Annotated in this window: 20 protein-coding genes, 2 tRNA genes and 2 pseudogenes; 16 read left to right on the top strand and 8 right to left on the bottom strand. The window is 35.7% G+C overall.

Annotation, left to right across the window (positions count from 1 at the left end; genetic code table 11):
• Positions 1-62: 62 nt before the first annotated feature.
• Positions 63-1,175 (bottom strand): transglycosylase SLT domain-containing protein, encoded by a 1,113-nt coding sequence (locus tag MN200_RS11690; protein WP_242759436.1) that lies wholly within the window; start codon positions 1,173-1,175, stop codon positions 63-65.
• 365 nt (positions 1,176-1,540) lie between these two features.
• Between MN200_RS11690 and MN200_RS11685 the strand changes: the two are divergent.
• The 7 genes and pseudogenes from MN200_RS11685 to MN200_RS11655 all read left to right on the top strand — a co-directional run.
• Positions 1,541-1,681, top strand: a pseudogene (locus MN200_RS11685) (transcription elongation factor GreB); the annotation flags it as partial.
• Positions 1,682-1,838: 157 nt separating this feature from the next.
• Positions 1,839-3,080, top strand: coding sequence for a hypothetical protein (locus MN200_RS11680; RefSeq protein WP_242759435.1), 1,242 nt, complete (start codon positions 1,839-1,841; stop codon positions 3,078-3,080).
• 71 nt (positions 3,081-3,151) lie between these two features.
• The gene (locus MN200_RS11675; protein WP_004682741.1) at positions 3,152-3,535 is read left to right on the top strand and encodes a hypothetical protein; all 384 of its coding nucleotides are present in this window, start codon (positions 3,152-3,154) and stop codon (positions 3,533-3,535) included.
• A gap of 154 nt (positions 3,536-3,689) precedes the next feature.
• A complete protein-coding gene (locus tag MN200_RS11670; RefSeq protein WP_242759434.1) occupies positions 3,690-4,583 on the top strand; it encodes a DUF1837 domain-containing protein in 894 nt (297 codons plus the stop codon).
• 202 nt (positions 4,584-4,785) lie between these two features.
• Positions 4,786-5,988 carry a DEAD/DEAH box helicase gene (locus MN200_RS11665; RefSeq protein ID WP_242759433.1) on the top strand — a complete coding sequence of 401 codons (1,203 nt, stop codon included), beginning with the start codon at positions 4,786-4,788 and terminating at the stop codon, positions 5,986-5,988.
• 101 nt (positions 5,989-6,089) lie between these two features.
• Positions 6,090-7,058 carry an IS30 family transposase gene (locus tag MN200_RS11660; RefSeq protein ID WP_005804963.1) on the top strand — a complete coding sequence of 323 codons (969 nt, stop codon included), beginning with the start codon at positions 6,090-6,092 and terminating at the stop codon, positions 7,056-7,058.
• A complete protein-coding gene (locus tag MN200_RS11655; protein ID WP_242759432.1) occupies positions 7,055-8,164 on the top strand; it encodes a hypothetical protein in 1,110 nt (369 codons plus the stop codon). Before MN200_RS11660 ends, MN200_RS11655 begins: the two co-directional genes overlap by 4 nt.
• Here MN200_RS11655 and MN200_RS11650 read toward each other — a convergent pair.
• The 4 genes from MN200_RS11650 to MN200_RS11635 all read right to left on the bottom strand — a co-directional run bounded on the left by MN200_RS11650 (position 8,157) and on the right by MN200_RS11635 (position 12,604).
• The gene (locus MN200_RS11650; protein ID WP_151690929.1) at positions 8,157-9,011 is read right to left on the bottom strand and encodes a hypothetical protein; all 855 of its coding nucleotides are present in this window, start codon (positions 9,009-9,011) and stop codon (positions 8,157-8,159) included. The two genes, MN200_RS11655 and MN200_RS11650, sit on opposite strands and share 8 nt — an antisense overlap.
• A gap of 212 nt (positions 9,012-9,223) precedes the next feature.
• Positions 9,224-9,691 carry a transcription elongation factor GreB gene (gene greB / locus MN200_RS11645; RefSeq protein WP_242759430.1) on the bottom strand — a complete coding sequence of 156 codons (468 nt, stop codon included), beginning with the start codon at positions 9,689-9,691 and terminating at the stop codon, positions 9,224-9,226.
• On the bottom strand, positions 9,688-10,299 hold the full coding sequence (gene gmtX / locus MN200_RS11640) for a gamma-mobile-trio protein GmtX (protein ID WP_151690930.1): 612 nt from the start codon (positions 10,297-10,299) through the stop codon (positions 9,688-9,690). The genes greB and gmtX overlap by 4 nt, the downstream gene beginning before the upstream one ends.
• Before the next feature lie 4 nt (positions 10,300-10,303).
• On the bottom strand, positions 10,304-12,604 hold the full coding sequence (locus MN200_RS11635; protein WP_242759429.1) for a VPA1269 family protein: 2,301 nt from the start codon (positions 12,602-12,604) through the stop codon (positions 10,304-10,306).
• 302 nt (positions 12,605-12,906) lie between these two features.
• On the opposite strand from MN200_RS11635, the gene MN200_RS11630 reads away from it, so the two are divergent.
• A protein-coding gene (locus MN200_RS11630) for an IS3 family transposase (RefSeq protein WP_087514482.1) occupies positions 12,907-14,066 on the top strand; the annotation gives its coding sequence in 2 pieces (ribosomal slippage) (positions 12,907-13,141 and positions 13,141-14,066; 1,161 coding nt in all).
• Here the strand turns inward: MN200_RS11630 and MN200_RS11625 are convergent.
• Positions 14,026-14,301 carry a hypothetical protein gene (locus MN200_RS11625; RefSeq protein ID WP_242759427.1) on the bottom strand — a complete coding sequence of 92 codons (276 nt, stop codon included), beginning with the start codon at positions 14,299-14,301 and terminating at the stop codon, positions 14,026-14,028. The genes MN200_RS11630 and MN200_RS11625 overlap by 41 nt on opposite strands.
• Positions 14,298-15,617 (bottom strand): gamma-mobile-trio recombinase GmtY, encoded by a 1,320-nt coding sequence (gmtY, locus tag MN200_RS11620; RefSeq protein WP_242759425.1) that lies wholly within the window; start codon positions 15,615-15,617, stop codon positions 14,298-14,300. Before gmtY ends, MN200_RS11625 begins: the two co-directional genes overlap by 4 nt.
• A 108-nt stretch (positions 15,618-15,725) precedes the next feature.
• On the opposite strand from gmtY, the pseudogene MN200_RS11615 reads away from it, so the two are divergent.
• The 5 genes and pseudogenes from MN200_RS11615 to MN200_RS11595 form a co-directional block, all read left to right on the top strand.
• Positions 15,726-16,079 (top strand): annotated as a pseudogene (locus MN200_RS11615) (GreA/GreB family elongation factor); the annotation flags it as partial.
• An 89-nt stretch (positions 16,080-16,168) separates the two neighbouring features.
• Positions 16,169-16,258, top strand: a tRNA-Ser gene (locus MN200_RS11610).
• Positions 16,259-16,478: 220 nt separating this feature from the next.
• Positions 16,479-16,568: transfer RNA gene (locus MN200_RS11605), tRNA-Ser, on the top strand.
• Between the two features lie 572 nt (positions 16,569-17,140).
• The gene (locus MN200_RS11600; protein ID WP_234304646.1) at positions 17,141-17,719 is read left to right on the top strand and encodes a TetR/AcrR family transcriptional regulator; all 579 of its coding nucleotides are present in this window, start codon (positions 17,141-17,143) and stop codon (positions 17,717-17,719) included.
• Positions 17,716-18,621, top strand: a complete 906-nt coding sequence (locus MN200_RS11595; RefSeq protein ID WP_242759423.1) for an EamA family transporter — start codon at positions 17,716-17,718, stop codon at positions 18,619-18,621. The genes MN200_RS11600 and MN200_RS11595 overlap by 4 nt, the downstream gene beginning before the upstream one ends.
• 122 nt (positions 18,622-18,743) lie before the next feature.
• Here the strand turns inward: MN200_RS11595 and MN200_RS11590 are convergent, their stop codons facing one another.
• The gene (locus tag MN200_RS11590) at positions 18,744-19,892 is read right to left on the bottom strand and encodes a heparan-alpha-glucosaminide N-acetyltransferase domain-containing protein (protein ID WP_234304648.1); all 1,149 of its coding nucleotides are present in this window, start codon (positions 19,890-19,892) and stop codon (positions 18,744-18,746) included.
• A gap of 171 nt (positions 19,893-20,063) precedes the next feature.
• Between MN200_RS11590 and MN200_RS11585 the strand changes: the two genes are divergently transcribed.
• From MN200_RS11585 to MN200_RS11575, 3 genes are all read left to right on the top strand, one after another.
• Positions 20,064-20,696: a TetR/AcrR family transcriptional regulator gene (locus tag MN200_RS11585; protein ID WP_058870074.1), complete on the top strand. Its 633-nt coding sequence runs from the start codon at positions 20,064-20,066 to the stop codon at positions 20,694-20,696.
• Between the two features lie 3 nt (positions 20,697-20,699).
• Positions 20,700-21,677, top strand: a complete 978-nt coding sequence (locus MN200_RS11580; RefSeq protein WP_058870044.1) for a zinc-binding dehydrogenase — start codon at positions 20,700-20,702, stop codon at positions 21,675-21,677.
• 67 nt (positions 21,678-21,744) lie between these two features.
• On the top strand, positions 21,745-22,098 hold the full coding sequence (locus MN200_RS11575) for a DUF1304 domain-containing protein (protein WP_004695658.1): 354 nt from the start codon (positions 21,745-21,747) through the stop codon (positions 22,096-22,098).
• The last annotated feature ends 42 nt before the right edge of the window (positions 22,099-22,140 follow it).

Raw genomic sequence — 22,140 nt, 5'->3', positions numbered from 1 at the left:
TCTGAAATAAAAAAAGCTTACCTTTATAGGTAAGCTTTTTTTATGCCGATAGATATGATCTTTTAGATATTGACCAGCTGCGGCGTGGTTTTAATGTGCTCAAGATAAGCACGGATACGTGTCACATACTGTAGTGCTTGACGGTAAAGGCCATTCTTTGCTTGGTTCTGTTGTAAGTAAGCATACAAATTGAGCCAGTTATTTGGGTCTTTACCTTGTGCCTGAATGCGTTTTTGAATCTGATTCACCGCACCCGGTCCCATATTGTACGCAACCAATGCGTACCAGTTACGGTCAGGGAAGGGAATATCCTCATAGCGACTTAGCATTTGGTCGTAGTACTTAGCACCACCTTGAATGCTTTGCGCAGGATCGGTACGGTTACTCACACCCATGGCTTTGGCTGTGCTATTGGTCAACATCATCAAACCACGAACACCCGTGGGAGAAACGGAGTTTGGTTTAAGATAAGACTCTTGATAACCAATCGCTGCTAATAAGTGCCAATCTAAATCGTACTTTTGCGCTGTGCTTTTAAAACTGGCCTTATAGATCGGCATACGCTGACGCAAATCACGTTGAATCGTATTCCAGTTTTCAGGCTTCACGACATTACGGTTGTAAAAAGAGGCCAATTGACCAAGTGAACCAGATTGTTTACCACGGCAGACAAATCCACTCGCCGTTTGCGTCAATGGATCATTCGCATGTTTAAACACCCAGTTCAGCTCAGTATTGAGGCCATTTTTACGTAAAACGTTTAAATCACCACAAGTTGCAGAAAAGGTTGCGAGACTTTTTTGTTCAATCGTTTGAACACTTGCCGTCGTCATTGCAAAATTTGCTTTGCCCTGTGCTACCCATTTAAGTGCTGTAGCATTATCGGGGACGGTTTTGAAGTCTAGCTTTACATTTAAGCTATCTGCATAGTTACGTGCAAGGTCATAACCAAAACCATGCAAATGCTGACCATCTTTAAAAACGGTCGTTGGGTTTTCCACTGAAACGACAGTCAATTTATTATGATTGACGACGTTATCATATTGGTAGGTCTTACTTGCATTAATACTATGAAATGGAATTAACAAAGTACTTAAAGCAAGGGCTTTCAACGGGAGAGAGAAAGTTAATGAATTAAGGCAAAGCCTCGATCCAGAAGTTGAATTACTGTGCATGTTGTCTCCGCTACAAGTAATTTATGCCCTAGAACGCAAAGGCAAAAACATGCCTTAAAACGAGTTCAAGTTGTCTAAATTCAATAAGAGGTTGGGCATTCATGATGTCATTCAAAATGACATGGGATTAAGAAGATTATGTAGAAAAACTACATAGATTAAAAAATAGGCAACTAATTTAAGATGTGCGCATAATATATATCAATTTTAAAAGTGTCAAATTTTGTGCAATATTTTTTTGAAAAATGTAACATAACAATTTAATTTAATTCAGGAATTTATTTTATAAACTTCTGTTGTGGAGAAATAAGGGATAAAATAATCCTTTGTTGTAAATCAATAAGCAGATTTAGACGGCATTCATCATGAAATCAAACTTAATTACACGTGCTGGTCACGACAAATTGGTGGCGGAATTAAAGCAGCTTTGGCATGAAGAACGCCCTGAAATTACCAAGAAAGTAAACTGGGCGGCGAGCCTTGGTGATCGTAGTGAAAACGCGGATTTTGATTTATAACCCTTTGATTTGTACTATTTTATTTTATAAATAACAAAAACATAACTTTAGTGATAGTACACATACTAAAAAATATACTATAAAAAGATTTAAGAATTAAAACGAACAATTAGAACTACTCAATCTAAATGTTAAGGTGAGCCTTATGAGACCCGAGTCTTTTGAAATAAAATTACTGAGTAACTTACATGGAGAAGATCTCCAAATAATTAAAGATTATTGGCTACAAACTTATACAACGGCCGGTGATTTAAAATTTGCAAATACTGCTAAAACAATCACAGAACAATATAGATTTACAAATGCGAAAGAATTATCAGATTTTGTTGAATTGCATAGCTGCCTAGAACTTGTGGATACCAATTTCGAATGTAGAAAATGTCACTCAAGAGTAATATTTAAGAATAGAAGTATGTATAAAGAATTTTTTAAGAAAGGCTATTTATGTGTAAATTGTGAGTTAAAAAAGAATAATAAAAAAGCTAAGGATTTTATTGATGATTATGAAAATATATTGCAGGAAAAAGCCTTTTCTGAATTCGATTTTAGCTATCTTGAAATGATATACATTTTTCTATTCCTATCTCTTGACACAATGGGAGAAGAAAGATTTATCAATAAGAAAGTGTGGGATAGTTTTTATGAAGAAGAAAGAGGTGGGGCAAATATTGTGATTCAATCCTTGTTTGATAAAAGAGTCATAATTGATAAGTACAAAGATTTAAATAATTTAAAAGAGGAAATAAGTTTATTTTTGCGAGAAAATAGCTCTACTCTTAGTAACGAACAATATGATTCATTAGTAAGAATTCTTCAAATTAAAGTGCAAAATGGCATTTATTTGGCTATAGATGAGGATGTTAGTAATTATGAATTAAAAATATTTGTTGGCGGTTTTATTGATATGTTTAAATTAGACATGGTTGATATCCAGCAAATAGAAAATTTTGTTAAAAATATTAGATTGCAAGAAATATATTATTTAATTCCAGAGGTCTTCTCGAAATTTCCAGTTCCTTATGAGAAAAATTTAAATTTAGAAACTAATTTAATCCAACTTTCAGAATACTTTGATCTAGAACATTCATATAGCCTTTTGTTTTATCAGGCAAAACTGCTAGCAGGAGATTTGTTTATAGAAAAAATTAAAGATGAAATTGATCATGAAAAGCATAAGAACAAATACTCGAACAAAATTGCTTCTTATATTAAATATTTAGTCGATTCGAAAAAGAAGCCAAACTATCCTAAAAAACTACCTGATAATTGGCAATTCTCCAAAATTGAGCAATTTATAAGCTTAAATTTCTTTGATAATCAACATAATTGGGCTGGGATGAATACAAAGGAAATTATTTCTACATGGTTGAGTAAAGTATCAATATAATCAGAGTGATCAAGTGTTCCATGTTTTTGGTAGTAGAGGTAGGATATTACGGAGAGGTTTGGAGAATCTAAATGAATGTAGAGCGTGTATATACAGATGAAGAAGCTGTAGAGCTCCGTACAGCCCATATGTTAGCAAAAAGTATCATGGGTCACTCTTACCCTCAAAATGTCATAGAGGCTGCAGAAAAGCGATCTGAGGAAGACTTCGAGAGAATCGTTAGTGGAGAGGTCACACGAGCAGAAGTGGAAGCCGAGTTATTACTTCAATGGAACAAAAAAATGGCACTTCAACAGAGAATTAGTGAACTAGAAAAAGAACTCAAAGTTGGTCAAGAAATTCTTAATAACTGGAAAAATACAGAAGATCCATTGTTTGAGCGGCATAAAAGCTGTGTAGAGGGAATATTATCTAGACTTGTAAATATTAAGTGTCAATTAATAGAGGAAAGGTAATCTTACTGAAAATACTTTGAAGTTTTACTAAAAAGAAAATTATAAAAATTATGTATTTTGTGTAAATATCAGTTGGTTTTATTGTTTATTTTGTAAACTATAGTAATATAATTTAAAGATGTAAGTATACAAAATAATTCATTAAGAGATTGATATGACTTTAGATACTCAATTGAAAAATGCAGATGATATCAAAAATATTCTCAAAAATATTCCTATAGATTTTGAATTAGAAGATGGTCGAAAGGTTAACTCGTTACTAGTATATTTACCTTGTTATACTGATAATCAATCCTCTCATAAAGAGTTTTTCGAGTGTGTAAGAGAGGGGATTCTGTATAATTATGTCTTTAGCTGTACAGAAGTCGAAAAAAAACTTGGTGTTGATAATAATGATGTGAAAAAGGAAGCATTATTTCAAAAAGCATTAAGAAAAATTAGCCAGCAGACTGCAAAAGGTGAGCTTGGTGAAATGATACTTTTCACAATATTAGATGTTTATTTATGTGCTCCGAAATTACTAAGTAAAGTTGCAATGAAAACAAATGCAAGAATGCCTGTTTATGGTGCAGATGCTGTTCATGGGCAATTTATTGATGGAGAGTTAAGATTATATCTAGGCGAATCTAAATTACACGCAAGTTATAGTAATGCTTCAACAGATGCAGTACATTCTATTTCAAATGCAAGAGGTGATTATCAAACAGAGTTAGATTTAATCGACAGTCATCTAGATTTTCCTAATCTAAGTGAGGATTTGGTAGATGAAATTCTTGCAATTCTAAATCCTTATGAAACAACAAATATAATAGATAAAATTCATTCACCATGTTTTATTGGTTTTACAAAACCTGAAATATTGTTAAGCATAGAAAGTGAATATCATAAAAAATATTTAGAAGTTGCAGACTCATATATAAAAAGTTTTTATTCTAAAGCGGAGAGAAAAGGGTTAGATATTAATTCACTTACTCTTTTGTTATTACCTTTTAAATGTGTTCAAGAGTTAACTGAGGAGTTTATTAGTTATTTGGGGATTAGCGAATGACAAATCTTATAGATAAATTAAATAATAATATACTTAATAATGAACAATTTTTAATTGATAGAGATATTATCTTTGATAAATATGTTTCTTACCTTACAGGGGGGATTGTGAGGTAGATAGAAATATTGTAAAAAAAATATCTACGGTAATTCAATATTTTTATAAATCAAAGGATGAGAATGTAAAAAGAGAAGGAGCAATATTGTTAGCTATACTTTTAGATATAGCTGCAAGTAATAATCCAGATTTAGCAATTATAGCGAAAAAAATATTTTTTGATGTTGGTGACTTTCCAAATATTAAGTTGTTAAATAAGAAACATTCTAACTTTGAAATGAATTTTGGGTTTTATACAAATGCAAAATTTGATTTTAAAGAGAACTTGAATAGTGTTCCAGAGTTAGACTATGCATTAACAGATTTCCAAAGAGTTTTGTGGCAAGATTTAATGGAGGAGGAAGATGTAATAACAATAGCACCTACTTCAGCAGGTAAAACTCATATTATTCTTACATATTTAGTTAATAAAATTATCAAATCTTCAGGAGCATTTGCTGTAATAGTAGTTCCAACTAGAGCCTTAATAGCTGAAGTTTCAAATAAAGTGTTTGAGATTGCTAAATCTTTTAATCATGAAAAAGAAATAGAAATATGCACTATACCCAAAGATTCTAATTTTAAAGATAAAACTATATTTGTTATGACTCAAGAAAGACTATATGAGGTTCTGCAAAGTGGTGATTTAACTTTTAACTATTTGTTTATTGATGAAGCTCATAATATTTCTGATCCAAGTAGAGGAGTTTTACTCCATCTTACTGTGGAAAAACTATTAGAGAATAGCTTTCCTCAAATTATATTAAGTATGCCATCTGATAGTTATAAAGATACATTTAAATCTATTTTTAATGAAATCGATTTTAAGAGTAAAATTACTCAACATTCACCTGTGGCTAAAATATTAATGTCTGTTAAATTAACAGGAAGAAATATTGAAATATCTAGATATAATCATGATTATAGTATTCAAATACCTAAAAAATTTACAGGGAGTAAGTTGTCAGATATCGTTTTTAGGTTAGGGCAAGGGCAAAGTAATATAATTTATAGAAATAGAACAGATTATTGTGAAGATATAGCCGATGAAATTACAAAATTAATGGTAGATTTTGTCGCACCATCAGAACTTGAAGAAGCTGCGGACTATATAGAAAAGTTTATTCATGAAGAGTTTAGTTTAGCTGAAGCATTGAGAAAGGGTGTCGCATTTCATTATGGCCCTCTTCCAAGCTCTGTAAGAGTGATGATTGAAAGGTTAGCTAAAGAAGATTTAATTAAATATATAGCTTGTACAAGTACATTAGCTGAAGGTGTTAATTTGCCAGCAAAAAACCTGGCAGAGTAAAACTTGAAGTGCGACATAAACCACCTAATTAATTTAAAGGGTTTATGGAGTATATAAAATTGTCATACCATCATCTTAACTTTGAAGATCGTACTGCATTAATGCTTGAGTCAAGAAAAGAAGGCTTTTCAGCCAGAAAATTTGCTGAACTTATTAAAAGACATCCTAGTACGATCTATCGTGAGCTTAAAAGAAATAGCATCAATGACGTTTATCAAGCTCGATATGCTTCTGATAACACTTTTGCTAGACGTAGACGTGGTCACAGAAAACTCAAAATCGATTCAATCCTCTGGAAATTTATTGTTGAAGCGATCCGTTGTTTATGGTCTCCTCAGCAAATAGCAAAGCGTTTAAAGACATTTCCTGATTTGGATCAAACAATGAATGTAAGCCATACAACGATTTATTCAACGATACGAGCATTACCCAAGGGTGAGTTGAAAAAAGACTTATTATCCTGTCTACGTCATGAAAATAAAAAGCGAAAAGCTAACGGTGAACCTAAAAAAGATTCTATATTACAGGATATTAAAACTATTCATGAGCGCCCAGCCGAAGTTCAAGAAAGAAAAATACCGGGTCATTGGGAAGCTGATTTAATTAAAGGTAAAGACAATAAAAGTTCGATAGCAACACTTATTGAACGAAATACACGGCTCTGTATCTTGGCAACATTACCTGATGCAAAGGCAGAATCAGTGCGCAAGGCTTTAACTGAAGCTCTGAAATATTTACCTGCAGAACTGCGTAAAACGTTGACCTATGACCGTGGACGCGAGATGTCAGAACATAAAATACTCGAAGAAGATTTAGGCATAGATGTATATTTCTGTGACCCACATTCACCTTGGCAAAAAGGCACATGCGAAAATATGAATGGTTTAATTAGGCAATATTTACCTAAAGGGATTGATTTAAATCAGGCAGATCAGCATTATTTAAATCAAGTTGCCATGTCACTGAATACTCGTCCTAGAAAGGCGTTAGATTGGCTTACACCATTAGAGAAATTTGCTCAGCTTGTTGATTATCATATGGCTTTTGAAACTGTCGCACCTCATGTTTGAATTCGCCCCTTTTCTTAAAGAATCCATTACACCAAAATATTGGTAGAGAATCTGAAAGATTAGAAGATGTAAAAATTAACAATATAACTGGTCGCGCTGGAAGAATGATTGAGCATTTCTCTGGAAATATTTTTTTAATTGAACCCGAAGAATGGAAATTTCAAGATTATTTTGAGGAAGATAGAGAAGAAAGTTATAAAATACCAACTTATTACCGAACTTTAAATGAAAGTTTCCAGGATGTGATAACTGCACTTTCTGGTGGTTATTCCCATTCAAATGAAGATCAATATAGTTTATATACAATTGCTAATAAACTTATTAAGGACTTCACAAATGAAAACTTATCTTCAACTCTAGACTCAAACGATCTTAAATTATCAAAAGCAGAATTAGATAGTCTAATTTTTTCTATTAAAGAAGCTAGTGATAACCTTAATGTTGCTCCTTATCTTTTACAGGCTAACCCAACAATTGGTTATATTCAACAAAATAAACTATATGACTTTTTAAAAGGTTTAGAAAATTTAGATGAATGGTTATTACCCCATCCAAAATCTCCTAACTTATATGAAAAGTTAGTATCTATTATTTATAAGTTAGAGGAATTAGGTGTATATGTAATAAGTGATGGTTACCAGGTTGAATTTATTGTTACTATTGCATACAAATGGATATCTGGAAAAAGTTTAAAAGAAATAATATCAGAGCAGATAAGATGGGCGAATGATAATTTAGATGAAAAGCCAAGTATTAATACTTCAGTAAGAAATGTAATTAAAGTTATTAATAATAATATTAGATTTAGATTAGCTAATGCATTAAGTTGTTATCATTTGCTTTTATCTAATCAGTTGGAATTAAGAGAAATTGATAAACAAAGTATTAAAATTCATACCTATCTTGAGATAGGTGCTTGTGATGAAAGGATGATGAATTTAATTAAAATAGGCTTGTCAAGAGAAGCGGCGAAAGAGGTTGATGATAAACTACAGGGAAGTGTGGTAGTGGATAATATTTATGATTTAATTGAATTATTAGATAGAGGGGAATTAGATAATGTGCATCCTATAACAAAAAAAGAAATCAAATATATCTCTAGTTGATATCATTCGCTAATTCTAGTGCAGCATTTAAGATATTAGATGCTGTATTTTCATCAATATAGTTATTTCTAGTTGAAATTTCGGTCTTGTAATTTATAAATGCATTACCAAAATCTAGATTAACTTTTTTACCATCTTTATTTATACCTTTAACTTTTAAGACTGAACATGTTTCACTATCTGAAAGATAGTTTACAATTTCAATTAAACTTTCCTGGGTTAATATGCTTTCAGGATCTTCACTGCATTCTAAATCTAAAGAAAGTTGGATATTATTTTCTATGTAAGGTGCTGCTCCTAAATTTTTAATTAGCTGAGGAGCATCTTCTGTCAAATCTACTAATGATGAAGAATTAATTTTAAAATGAAGACTGTTAAAGTTAGTTAATTCAAGTAGTCGTGAAAATTCTTTTTCTTTAGGAATCAATGATAAATTTAATTTCGTCAACCTATCAGAATTGAATTGTTCGAGAGCAAATTTGGCAACACTTTTTAAACTACCGATGGGCCCAGTTGTGAAGCCAAATATTATTTTTTTATCAGGTACTACACAAAAATAGTAGGGATCTCCAATCATTCCTTGATTTAATGAAAGACTAGAAATTGATCCATCGCGCGTAGCTTTCGCCTGCCACGTATTTCGTTCTTTTACCACTGTTAAAAAAAATTTTTTACTATCAGTCGATACTGTTTTTACTAAATGTTTAGTATGTTTAATAGTAAAGATTCTTGAGTGCAGGTCACTTTTATAACTAACTAAATAGTTAGCAATAAAATTCTTAAAAAAGGATTGAGAGGTTTCAATGGAAAAAAAACGCACAGTTACATTTTTTTTAATTTTATTCACTTGCTCTACCACCATAAATTAAGATTTTAGACTTCTATTAATTACTTAAGAATATTCCTACTATTTTGTTTTAACAACAAAATTTTGAGTTCTTAAGTAGAAGAATCATAATGTTACACCAATTATAAAACATTTGTATATTCCACTTGTTTTATCTTAAACATGAAATAACTTATATTTTATAGATGAAAAATGTTTTTGTAAGTAATTGATTAATAATTAATGTTAATAATATACCAGTTTTTTAGCCCTGTAGGTGTGAGTACTCGAACCTCGTCATCTACAGACTTACCTAAACAGGCTTTAGCAATTGGCGATTGGAGAGAAATATAGTCTTTACGACCATAAATTTCCTCATCTCCAACAATACGAAATTTAATAGTTTCACCTTCATTATTTTCTAGTTCAACCCATGCCCCAAAGTATGCTTTCCCGTCTTGTTCAGGGCTATATTCAACTTTATGCGCGACTTCAAATAGTTTGGTTAGGTATCTAATTCTACGATCAATTTCTCGCAATTTTCTTTTATTGTAGTGGTAATCTGCGTTCTCTGATCGATCGCCTAAACTTGCTGCCCAGGATACAATTTTTGTAATCTCAGGACGTTCTTTACGAACCAAGTCATTAAGTTCATCTTGTAAACGTTGATATCCTTCAGCAGTCAGTAATTTGCGATTCATGATAAATATTCCAAAGCTTTACGCAATGCATCTAAAGTTGCTACCTTAAACACAGGCAGGTTCTTTTCATCTACTAAGGCACCATATTCTGTAGCTTTTAAATTCCACTTTTTCTGAAAGTCAGATGATAGTAAATATTGCAAAGCTCGAACTTCTTGATCTGTTAATTTAAATGATTGGTCAGATATCATATGCTTATGATCATAAATATCAATTCTTTGTTTTGGAGGGATAATTTCTCGAAGCATCTGTTGTGCCTCTTTTAACTCTGAGGCCATAATCCTAATCAATAATTGATGCTTAGGATTGTCAATTTCGGAAATCCAATCAGTTTCTTGTTTGGAAAGTTTTTTAAGCTTCTTCTTGCTGGATGTAGAATCAGCAAATGCTTGAATCAAAGCTCGGTATTTTTCACCTGTTTTATTGCGGATACTTTGTGCCTGGGGAACTCCACGTTTGCATCCTAATTTTGCAATTGTAGAAATAGAAAAGTCATATATTCCTCGTTCTTGTTGTTCCATGCAAATATCATAAATAGCTGTCAATGATTGCTGTATTTTGCTTGAAGCATCGCTTTTTAAATGTTCAAGTAGTTCTTCAGGACTCATGTTTTTAGCCCTCAATAAGATTCTTTGAATTTGTCATGATAAGTTCAATATCTGACTTCGAAATTTGCTCAGTGTCTGCTAATTCTGTGAATTTGATACGGCAGTCTATTACCTGTTGGACTTTATCCCAAGTTTTTAATCTGTTCATTAATAATTTAAAAATTTGGTTTCCTGCCATGAGTTGCTGTTCTTTAGTGAGAGTGAAAAGGCTAGGCATAATTTCATTAAACATAGCCATTCTATCAATCAATTGCGTTCTAGGATAAATTGCCTGATCAGCATTACATGATTTATAGATTACTGCATTCTCACAGACTTCCTGAAGTTGTTGATAATGATTGACCTCCTCCATTTCAATAATGAGTTCTGCATCTCGCATAGTAATGAGAGATAGCTCGTTTGTACTTGTATCTGAGGGGGTACTATTTATTAAGTTATGACAACGAGTTATATGCCCGTATGTTGCTTGGATATCACATAGCAACATATCTAATTTCTTCGCTGTTAACTCATATTCTGATTCAAAATTGCGTAATTCAGTTTCGAGCTTAGGGCGTTGTGTTTTACCTAAGAACTCTTGTTGTTTGAGATTTGCTATATATTCTTCTTGCTCTAATTTATTAATTTCATGATTTAGTAGAGTAATTTTCTTTTGTAATTGGTTACATGCATCTGATTGAGTATTTGCTTGTAGTAAAATTTCATTTGCAATCGCTAGAAGTCCACCTAAAAATGCTGGTCCAGTAATAAAATGTCTGCATCTAATACAATTTTGAATACCCAAATAACCTTGAGGGGTCGGGGTATAGAATGAGCTACTTTGAATTAATTCTCCACCATCTTGGCATCTTGATGCTGCAAAAGGGCAAATACCATAGTCTCTAAAAATATAATTTCCAGCTGGTATATCATTATTTAATGCTTGTAATAGTTCAGCGTTACTGCCAACAAGTTGATTTTTGATATCTTCAATTTTGTTCTGTTCAATTGTATGTTGAATTGCTTTAGCTTCATTCTTTAATATAATTTTTTCACTTTCTTCTAACTTCGTCCTTATATCCTGTTGGGAAACTTTGCAGTAATAAATGGACATGATTACTGAACTATGCCCAACAATTTTCATAACTATCTCGATAGGCATGCCCATCTCTATGACATATGCTGTTATGAGGCTTACACGCATACTATGTGGAGTATATTTTGATTTATATGCACCTATTGTTGCTGGATTACCTTCAAGAGTTGATAAGTTAAGATTAGTAGGTTGTATATAGTAAAGAGCAGTTGCTAATCGAGGTGTTAATGCATTAGACACCGCTGCTGGTTCAAAATCCCCAAATCTTCTAAATAAAAAGCAATTTATACCTTTAGATTTTCTTTGTAACTCATTTAAGTTAGTTCTTTGGCAGTCTAACCAAGTGCTAGGAGCCTTAATAGCATTATACTTTTGTTGCCATTTTCTTAATTTTATTAGCCAATATGCAAGATCTTCTGGAATCCAGGGAACGGTATAACCTAATCCATTATTATTGGTTTTATTGGTAGTAGTGAACATACCTAATTGTCCATCTGGCATACGTTGTATAAAAGATTGCTCTTTAGTCAAGCCAGCAAATAGCGAAGGATTTTCTATCCAAATGATTTGATTATGTTCATCAAGATCAGCAATGTACTTATCGGCTTCACCAGAGTCGTTATAAGCAATTTGTCTGCCCCTCAATGGCACCTTTGTTAAAGCGTATGTATGTATCCAATCAATTGGACACCACAAATAGTATTGATCATCTATTCTTTTGTAGATGCAATCTTTGTCATTAGGATCAATCAAATTGGAATTAATCTTAACCCAATCAACATCAAATTTTTGTAAGTGGCTAAGATCTCTAAAGTTCTTTGCTGTTACGGGAATAATCCAGTTCTGTGCTTTTTTAACAAAATGATACTGTAAGCAAGGTTTGGTTGTTTCAGAGCGTAAAGAGGAAGATGAAATATTCTGTTGAGCTAATAATAGAGTAAAGGGGTTACGTGCATTATCAACTCGTACAATTTCTCCTGTATCTTCATCTTCAATAGTCAGGTCATTATTAATGATATAATCAAGAAACTCGTTTACCGCAATCACAAGTTTTCTTCTCATATGATCAGATTCGAAATTTTCAAGAATATTTCGAAAGGGCTTAACGTCGAATTTTTCCTGAACAAGAAAAATATGAGGAGATTTACTTTTATCAAATCTTTCTATGTATAGACGTACGAATCGACATAAATGACTTTCTTTTGTACCACCACCTCGAGCTACTTTCATAAATTCAATTATTTTAGTAGCCCAGTCATGATACTCATAAGAAATAAAATCGGGCTTAAAGGGCTCCTCTTTTCCTAAGAATTTAAACCAATTCTCCCATTCATCTCCATAGCTACCTTGTGGATCAAGTGGTATTGATAAATCATTTTGTTTGTTAACAAAGTCTTTATATTCTTTCGCATTCTTTAAGTTTTGTGCATGAATAATTTTCTTTAGATCTACATAAGTATGATCCTAGACAAAATAATGGACAGCACGTCCCTCTAAAGATAACGTAACTTTAATCTTTGGAGATTCAAGAAATGGCTAAACGTTTTAGTCCCGAATTTAAACAGCAAGCGATTGATTATGCACTTTCAAACTCACACGAGTCTGTAGCTGCAATCGCCCAGAAATTAGGTGTGGGTTATTCAACATTAGATAAATGGATTCGTGAAACCAATCCGGCAGGTTCAAGCAAACGTCAACTTTCACCAGAACAACAGCGGATCGTGGAATTAGAGAAAGAAGTCAAACAGCTCAAGGAAGCCAATGACATCTTAAAAAAAGCGCATGTGTACTTTCTAACAGATCATGCCAAGAAAAGTACACGGTAATTCAAGATCTAGATATGAATGAAGTCACCGTATCTTCTGCCTGTAAATACCTAGGTGTCAGCACTTCAGGCTATTATGCCTGGCGAAAACGTCAAGCCAATACGGCACAGAAATATAATGACTTAAAAGCCGTATATTGGCAGCATCATGCACGATTGGGTGCACCTTCATTAGTACATGACATGCATGATTTAGGTTACAACATGAGCGAACGTACTATTGGAAGGATGCTAAAAAAGCTTGGTTTACGTAGCAGGATTGCACGTAAATACAAGCATACGACTGATTCAACCCATCGTTTGCCTACAGCACCCAACTTGTTGGATCGCCAATTTACAGTTACTCAGCCTAATAAAGTCTGGACAACAGACATTACCTATATCCGCACTAAAGAAGGTTGGTTGTATTTATGTGTGATGCTAGATTTATTTAGCCGTCGTATCGTGGGGTGGCAAACCAGCCATCGAATAGACCGCCAGTTGGTGTGTGATACGTTTAACTATGCAATGGCTCGTCAGGGTTATCCAACTGGTGTTATGGTTCATTCGGACCAAGGCTCACAGTACTGTAGTCGTGATTTTAGAGCGCTGTTACTGAAAAATGATTGTACTCAGAGTATGTCTAGACGTGGAAACTGTTGGGATAATGCAGTGACTGAAAGCTTCTTTCATACATTAAAAGGTCATGTGGTACATGGCAGTGTGTTTTCGACTCGAAAAGAAGCGAATGCTGTCTTGTTTGACTATATTGAAATTTATTACAATCGAGTCAGAAGACATTCTGCAAACGGCTGGTTAAGTCCAGAAGCCTTTGAACAGAAATATATTAAAAGTTTAGAGGGGCTGGTTGTCCACGATACTGTCTAGGATCAGTAATAATTTCTGGAATATCAAAAAAGTCCTTATAGCTTACCCACTCATCATAAATACGTTCAGGGTGTGCTGGTAAATTATGCTGACGATAGCTTTTCTTATAAATAACAGAATTTGTAATCCCTAATTGCTTACAAGTTTTTTTTAAGTCTTCAAAATTTGGAAAGGGTGAATAAGAGGTTGCAACTCCTGACTTACTAATATTTCTTAGATTGAAGTGTTTTATCATTTTATGCCTCTTAATTTTTCTTTGACTTCTTCTAGCGTTGGTTTGATATAGACTAAACAGGAGATAGGACTTTTATGATGCATTGCTTTTTGAATTGCTATTTGATCTAGACCCGCTGTTCTAGCCCTGAAGCCGTAAGCGTGTCTATGGCCATGTTCACTTGTACCAAGTTCTTTTTTACATTCTAGGCCGATTCGTTCTACTGCATTTTTATGAAGCCTTTGGAAGTTTTTAATTGTTTCTGGTGCTCCTAAGCTATTAGTAAATGCAAAAGGGTGGGGATTATTTTTTGGCGGCTCAACACGTTGATATTTTAAGTAGTTTATCCAAACTGCTAGAAATTCTCGTGCTTTTTCAGGTGGGTTAAAAAGTACTTCAAAGTAGCCATCTTTAGAAGTTAATAACGGTGTCTTCCAGCCTGAGTATAATCGTTCAGAAAATGAGTAGGTGTTTCTTGGCTTATATGATGTTTTGGAAAGAAGATACTCTTGCCTATTTCTATAATTTGGATCAGGTGAACTTCCTATAATTGGATGATAAACACGAACCAAAGCTTCCTTCGAATGATTCGGGTGCAAAGTAATATCAGAAATGAAAAGGTGAAAAACCTCGCTTTTTCTTAACCCTCCATAATTCATAAGCATTGTAATAGCTTGTGATTTATAGTCGAATTGCCCATTTTTCTCAAATCCTAAATAGAGAAGCTTTTCGATTTGGTTTTCAGGGAAACGGATTGCATATTCCGTATCATATTGATTTTCTTGTAATGAGCCAACTAAGCGTACTTGTTGTTGGGTAATATTTGCTTTGTCTTTATTTGTTAAATGGTTTAGGAATACATTTGCTTGTTTGTGGTAATAGGCACACCAATTAAGGCGTTCCTCATAGCTGGTTGCTTTACGAAAAGGGTTAACTCTTGGAGAGTTATATTCATCTTGTAGAGCTAAGAAGTCAGTATAGTGTGTGATGTGAAATAATAAGTTATTAGTGTCAGTGATAGTTCTAGGTCGCCAATAAAGATCGAGAGGATCAGTAAGGGTTTTATAATTGATTGTCCCTGTAGCTAGAGATTCTGTAAATGATTTGAGTAGTATCGTAGCACTTTCAATATTCGGAACGGCATTGATATATTTCAGCAAAAGCTGCAAAGCGAAACTTGAGCGTTCTTTCCAAGCCTCACTTTTTGAGTTGAACCAAGCCAAATACCTTAAGTGAGAAATCACCACACCTTTTTCAGTAAGGATCGATGGTAACGTTAATACTCTTCTTGTAGTACAGTCAGTGTAATTTACATAAATCTTTCGAACATAAGGCATATAATTTTTAGTACATATTATTGGGTGTTTAATTATTAGGCTAACAATATTTGATCAATTGTCAATTTGATTGGGTTGTAAATAGTATGTTTAGTCATGGGGTTATAATATCAGTACAACAAACAGCTTTTACGTAAGATTGATCGACGGGTTCGCTACTTGGGAAAACGTCTCGAAGAACTTCGTATTATCGACTTTTCTGAAGAGCAGGCTGGCAAGATTTATTTTGGGGCTTGGGTCGAAATTGAAAATGATGCAGGGGAACAAAAAATCTTACGCATCGTCGGGGTGGATGAAATTTACGATCATCACCCGCAGCACATCTCCATCGACTCGCCGATGGCACGTGCTTTACTCTCCAAACAAGTCGATGATGAAATTGAAGTGTTGACGCCAACTGGAAAAAAACACTGGTATGTCAATTCAATTCGTTATGAAAGACCTGAAAGTTCAGAGAATTAAAATATTTTGTTTTAATTTTAGCCACTTGGTGTGATTTTTGAAGAAAAGTATTTGCCAAGTAGATTGAATGTTTATATGATGTCGCCCATGGAAGCGTGGCAGAGCGGTTTAATGCACCGGTCTTGAAAACCGACGAGGGTGTGAGTCCTCCGTGAGTTCGAATCTCACCGCTTCCGCCAAATTCAAAAACCCTGACTAAGTCAGGGTTTTTTTTATGCCTTTTTTAAAGTTAATTTTTAAAAGATGCCAGAGTTATTGATCAATTTTCCATCCTATAGAGGCTGTAAATTTAATATCTTATTGAGATTGAACATTTTTTAGCTGAATAGTGGCTTTTTGCAGGCCGTGAGATGAAAAATATTTGCCAAAAAATATTTTTATTTATATGATAGCGCCCATGGAAGCGTGGCAGAGCGGTTTAATGCACCGGTCTTGAAAACCGACGAGGGTGTGAGTCCTCCGTGAGTTCGAATCTCACCGCTTCCGCCAAATTATTTTTAAATACAAACTAAAATTAATCAGTAATCAATAACCCAAGTTTAAGTTGGGCCATTACGGCAAGTAGTGTGGGGCACACCACATAGATCGGCAGTGATCAAATTCTAAAAAAAGCAGTTAGACTTTCTCTTACTGCTTTTTTTTATTTAAGGTATTTAACCTTCTTTTATAACTATTGAGCTGTCCAACTCGATCCCTTTTTAGATCCACTATTCGTTTCAGACAAGCAGTTATAGAGACTATGCAGTTGTACTGTGTAGCAGTCATTTCTGTAGATCAGTTTTTCGAAAGTTTCTCAATTTCATCTGTGCGGTTTTTAGCATCCTTCGTTTGATTTATCTAGCAACTCATTACCTATAAGTTTGAACTACATATGCTTTGTAAAAGTATAGAGCGATTGTTCTGTTTCACTTTGCTATCAACCGTCATTGTAATGGGGTGATTGAAGGGTATTCTCCTGTATTTGATTCATCTGATATTTCCTTCATTAAATAAGCAAAGGTGGCTTGCATATTTTTACAGATTCTATAAATTAGGTAGATCGGTCTACTTAGTTGAATGTGATGAATACGAAAACTGCGAAACAGAAAATCTTGGATGCAGCCGCAATTTTGTTTTATAACGATGGCATTACCGGTACAGGGATTAATAGCATTACCGATAAGGCCAAAGTTGCCAAAATGTCCTTATATAATAATTTCCCGACCAAGGCTGACCTGATTACCTCTTATATAGAAGCACGGCATCAAGAGTGGTTAGATTTGTATGCGCTTCGAAACCAACAAGCGCATACCCCTATTGATAAAATTGTCGCGGTTTTTGAAGCCTATCAAGACCATGCTGAGTTTGCCTATGAAAAAGGTTTTCGGGGCTGTGGTTTGTTGAATGCTGCTGCTGAGTTCCCAGCGCACAGCGCCGAGCGCTTGGCTGTAAAACGGCATAAGGATGAAATTGAAAACATTATCTCTACACAGCTTGCCCTTATCATTTTGGACGTAGATAAGGTCAAACAAATGGCTTTGTTGTTGTCTTTTATTCTAGAGGGATCGATTGCGCGAGCGGGCTTGGAAAGCTCGAGTGAAAAAGTACAAGCTGCAACGGCGATGGTGAAAACACTTTTAGCACAGGAAATTAGTACGTGAATCAGTCTGTTTCTGCGGTACCGAATTATGGTTTCATCGCGGTGCTGTTCGCTGCTTTTCTATGGGGAACGACGGGCACAGTGGCATCTTTTGCACCTAATTTGAGTCCTTTGGCTATTGGCGCTGCTGCGATGGGTGGTGGTGGACTGTTACAGGCACTTTTGGCGCGAAAAAGTATTATCTACCATCTGGTACATGTCAAAGCCAATGCAGTGATGCTCGGTGTAGGTGTAATTGCGGTTTTTATTTATCCTTTGGCCTTTTATTCATCGATGCACTATGCAGGCATCACCATTGGTACGGTCGTGTCGATTGGTACGGCGCCTTTATTTACTGCACTTTTAGAAAGGGTGTTTGACCGAAAAGCACTTTCGATGACATGGCTGATGAGTTTCGTATTGGGAGTGACGGGCGTTGCGCTACTTTCTCTCGGGGAATCACATGCTGTAGCAACCACGGAGCATTTGTCCCAAAATCGACCAATGTTGGGTATTGCTTTAGGGGCGGTTGCGGGATTGACCTATGCTTTATATTCTTGGGCGGCAAAACGAATGATTGACCAAGGAATGGATGCAAAAGCGTCAATGGGGCTCATCTTCGGGCTTGGTTCTTTATTATTACTTCCGACTTTATGGATAACAGGTTCAAACTTGTTTGAAGAAAACATCAACCTTTATGTCGTGGGTTATATGATGTTGATCCCCATGTTTTTGGGCTATGTTTTATTTGGATATGGCTTAAAAACCGTGACTGCCAGTAAAGTTATTACTTTGACCTTGTTTGAGCCTTTGATTGCCGCTGTATTTGCAATCCTGTTGGTGGGAGAACAACTTGCACCAATCGGCTGGATTGGGATGGTTTTAATTTCAATCTGCTTAGCATTGCAGGCTAAAGCAAAGTAAATTTTTTGCTTCAGACATTCGTTGGCGCATAAAGCATATTTGCCGAGTGTTGGGAAATCTGATGCCTAGTTGGACTAAGCATCAATGTTATTTCAGTGAAATGGGTTATACACCTTAAATCCTTAGAGGTATTTAAGAATGCGAATGTGTTTGTTTTTATGTTTAAAGGCTGAGAATTTTAACATCAACGGATAGAGAGCCACAGTTAAAATAATCGAAATGAGCCAGAGGGTGGAGACATGATCGACGCCGAAGTATTCGCCATGGGTCGTGCCAAACAGTGTGACCGCAGTGAGATAGAGGGCTTTCAGCACATATAAGTGTACGATATAGAAGAACATCGGCACGGAACCAAAGACAATCAAGGGTTTGATCCAAGGTTTACTTTCAACCTTTTGAAGTAACACTAACAGGACTAAACCTAGTCCGACATTCCACAAAATAAACAGCAGCGATGGCGGATACTTGGTCAAGTTCAAAAAATTCATAACGGTTTCAGTGCTGGTCGGCATGATTGACCATGCTTGGTCGCCATAGAGATTGATCATTCTTAAAACGATAAATAAACTGATACTGGCAAGCCCGAAGCCTAACAAGATTTGATTTCTTTTTGCGACATCGTGTGTGCTTTTAAATACGGTATGACCGATGCAATAGCCGAGGGTAATCACCCCAATCCAAGGCAGTACTGGGTAAGAGGTTCTAAAACGAATCAGATCTCCAAATTCGATCCAACCACGTTCATGTAAAATAAACCACAGATTTTGCAGGGTCGGCATCTGCGAAAATGACACTTGATCCAGCGCATTATGTCCAAAAATAATGCTGAGACTGATCACCCAGAGCCATTTTTGCGATAGCCCAATTAAGCCTGCTAAAACCACCATACTCAGACCAATGGCCCAAATCACTTGTAAATAGATGACATCGGGCGGGAACTGTCCAGTCCAAGCGAAGTTGATAATGATCAGTTCGAGAAAAATTAGAAATAGACCGCGCTTGAGTAAAAATTCACGGGTCATTTGAACACTGTTGTTTTTTGCTTGGTAAAGATAAGCCGATAAGCCTGTTAATACCACAAAAACAGGGGCACATAAGTGAGCCAAGATCCGGCTAAAGAAAAGGGATTCTTCAGTTCCTGGAATCAGCATCGGGTCGGGGACTTGCTGGTGGAGATAAAAAGTTTCTCTGACATGGTCGACCATCATAATCAGAATAACCAATCCTCTGAGGGCATCAATCGCTTGTAAACGTTGTGAAGGTGTAGACATAAGATGAATTGAAAATTATCGTTATGGTATAATATAACATTTATTTCAATCATTTATATTTAAAATTTAATCAGCAAAATTTATATGTAATCCAATGATTCGAGATGAAGTATCAAAGGTAGATGCATTATTTTATAGACGACTGGTCTATTATTGATTTATAGTGTGGATATGAAACGATCAGACAAAAGCGAAGCAACACGACTACACATTTTAAATAGCAGTTTTCAACTGGTATTACATAAAGGTTTTGTCGGAGTGGGCTTACAGGAAATTCTAAAGAATTGTGATGTGCCGAAAGGTTCATTCTATTACTACTTTGCTTCGAAAGAGGCTTTCGGCTGTGCGCTACTCCAGCAGTATCTGGCCGACTATAAAGTCAAAATCGATCAGCTGATACAGCAAGAACAGCGAAGCGCCTATGCAAGCCTGATGGCACTTTGGCAAGCATGGATTGATAACTCATCACATATTGAAAGTGATATTGAACATCATAGCGATGGGGGATGGGCGGAGAATTGTTTAATCGTCAAATTGGCAGCAGAAGTCTCAGATTTATCTGAAGATATGCGTCAGATTTTGAACTTCGGGGTGCGTAAGTTAACAGAACGTATTTCGGGTCTAATCCAAGCCGGGCAGCAAGACGGTTCAATTCCAGCGCATATTGACGCTGAAAAAATGGCACAGACGATGTATCAACTGTGGTTGGGAGCAGCTTTATTGGCAAGACTGGCCCGAGATAAGCAGCCCCTTTACCTCGCTTTGGAAACTACCCAACAACTATTACAGCCGATAAAGGAATAGCAAATGCAAAGTATTATTCATCACCATTTTGGTGAACCTGTTGACGTCTTGGAAGCTGCAGATATGCCGCAACCTGAACCGAAAGCGGGTGAAGTACGTATTAAAATGATTCTATCGCCAATGCATAACCATGACGTGTGGACAGTGCGTGGTAGTTATGGTTATAAGCCAACACTGCCTGCAATTGGTGGCAGTGAAGCTGTGGGTGTGATTGATGCGCTTGGTGAGGGTGTACAAGGCGTATCGATAGGGCAGCGTGTAGCAGTTGCTGCAGTTCATGGCAGTTGGGCTGAGTATTTTATTGCGCCAGCGCATGGCATAGTGCCTTTAACTGATGCGATTGATGACGAAACGGCAGCGCAGTTGATTGGGATGCCGATCAGTGCACTGATGCTCTTAGATTTTATCGACTTACCAGCAGATTCGTGGTTGATTCAGAACACCGCCAATGGTGCGGTGGGTAAAACCGTGGCAATGATTGCAAAAGCGCGTGGTCAAAAGGTGATTCATTTGGTTCGCCGTACTGAGGCTGTAGCTGAAATGCAGGCCTTAGGCATTCAAAATGTGGTGGCAACAGACCAAGCCGATTGGAAAGAACAAGTCAAAGCGATTCATGCAGATCAGCCACTGATTGCGGGTGTAGACTCCATTGGTGGTCAGGCCAGTGGTGAAATGTTGGCTTTGCTGAGTGAAAATAGTCTATTGGTTTCATTTGGCAGCATGACGGGTGAGACCATGCAGATTTCTTCGGGAGATCTGATTTTTAAACAAGCCACAATCAAAGGCTTTTGGGCGAGTGTGGTGAATAAGCAATTGTCTGCTGAACGCAAAAAGGCGTTAATTGTAGAGTTATTGACGCTTGCTGCACAGAAAAAATTACTGCTGCCTGTTGAAGGCATCTTCAGCTTTGCACAAATTAAAGATGCAGCACTGAAAGCGACGCAAGGCGCACGTCAGGGTAAAGTACTTTTGAAACCTTAACCGTTTTCGACTTAGATCAGCTGTGAAGCTGATCTAGCATCATTCATCAAAAATAAGGATAAAGCATATGATGGGACAAATTTTGATTGCTTTAATTGCACTGTTGCATGTGTATATTTTAGTTTTAGAGATGTTTTTATGGGATAAGCCCTATGGTTTAAAAGCCTTTGGCAATACGCCCGAAAAAGCACAACTGACCAAAGTTATGGCGCAAAATCAGGGTTTATACAATGGTTTCTTGGCTGCAGGTTTATTTTGGGCATTATGTGCACCTGAAACTTATGCACTGCCACTGGCCAATTTCTTTTTAGGCTGCGTTTTGGTTGCTGGGATTTATGGTGGGTTGACCGCCAGTAAGAAAATTATCTACATTCAAGCCTTACCTGCTGCTGTAGCGTTACTTGCGGTGAATGTTCTCTAAACCAAATGAAACAACTGATTGAGTTCTGCATTAAAAAAGCCA

This window comes from Acinetobacter sp. LUNF3 (assembly GCF_022699605.1).
GTDB classification, from domain to species: domain Bacteria; phylum Pseudomonadota; class Gammaproteobacteria; order Pseudomonadales; family Moraxellaceae; genus Acinetobacter; species Acinetobacter johnsonii.
This window is presented reverse-complemented; position numbering and strand designations above follow the sequence as displayed.

Excerpts from the sequence above, each read along its gene's own strand:
- MN200_RS11690 (WP_242759436.1), bottom strand. The coding sequence starts at position 1,175 with ATGCACAGTAATTCAACTTCTGGATCGAGGCTTTGCCTTAATTCATTA.
- MN200_RS11680 (WP_242759435.1), top strand. The coding sequence starts at position 1,839 with ATGAGACCCGAGTCTTTTGAAATAAAATTACTGAGTAACTTACATGGA.
- MN200_RS11675 (WP_004682741.1), top strand. The coding sequence starts at position 3,152 with ATGAATGTAGAGCGTGTATATACAGATGAAGAAGCTGTAGAGCTCCGT.
- MN200_RS11670 (WP_242759434.1), top strand. The coding sequence starts at position 3,690 with ATGACTTTAGATACTCAATTGAAAAATGCAGATGATATCAAAAATATT.
- MN200_RS11660 (WP_005804963.1), top strand. The coding sequence starts at position 6,090 with ATGCTTGAGTCAAGAAAAGAAGGCTTTTCAGCCAGAAAATTTGCTGAA.
- greB (WP_242759430.1), bottom strand. The coding sequence starts at position 9,691 with ATGAATCGCAAATTACTGACTGCTGAAGGATATCAACGTTTACAAGAT.
- gmtX (WP_151690930.1), bottom strand. The coding sequence starts at position 10,299 with ATGAGTCCTGAAGAACTACTTGAACATTTAAAAAGCGATGCTTCAAGC.
- MN200_RS11635 (WP_242759429.1), bottom strand. The coding sequence starts at position 12,604 with ATGAAAGTAGCTCGAGGTGGTGGTACAAAAGAAAGTCATTTATGTCGA.
- MN200_RS11625 (WP_242759427.1), bottom strand. The coding sequence starts at position 14,301 with ATGATAAAACACTTCAATCTAAGAAATATTAGTAAGTCAGGAGTTGCA.
- gmtY (WP_242759425.1), bottom strand. The coding sequence starts at position 15,617 with ATGCCTTATGTTCGAAAGATTTATGTAAATTACACTGACTGTACTACA.
- MN200_RS11600 (WP_234304646.1), top strand. The coding sequence starts at position 17,141 with ATGAATACGAAAACTGCGAAACAGAAAATCTTGGATGCAGCCGCAATT.
- MN200_RS11590 (WP_234304648.1), bottom strand. The coding sequence starts at position 19,892 with ATGTCTACACCTTCACAACGTTTACAAGCGATTGATGCCCTCAGAGGA.
- MN200_RS11585 (WP_058870074.1), top strand. The coding sequence starts at position 20,064 with ATGAAACGATCAGACAAAAGCGAAGCAACACGACTACACATTTTAAAT.
- MN200_RS11580 (WP_058870044.1), top strand. The coding sequence starts at position 20,700 with ATGCAAAGTATTATTCATCACCATTTTGGTGAACCTGTTGACGTCTTG.
- MN200_RS11575 (WP_004695658.1), top strand. The coding sequence starts at position 21,745 with ATGATGGGACAAATTTTGATTGCTTTAATTGCACTGTTGCATGTGTAT.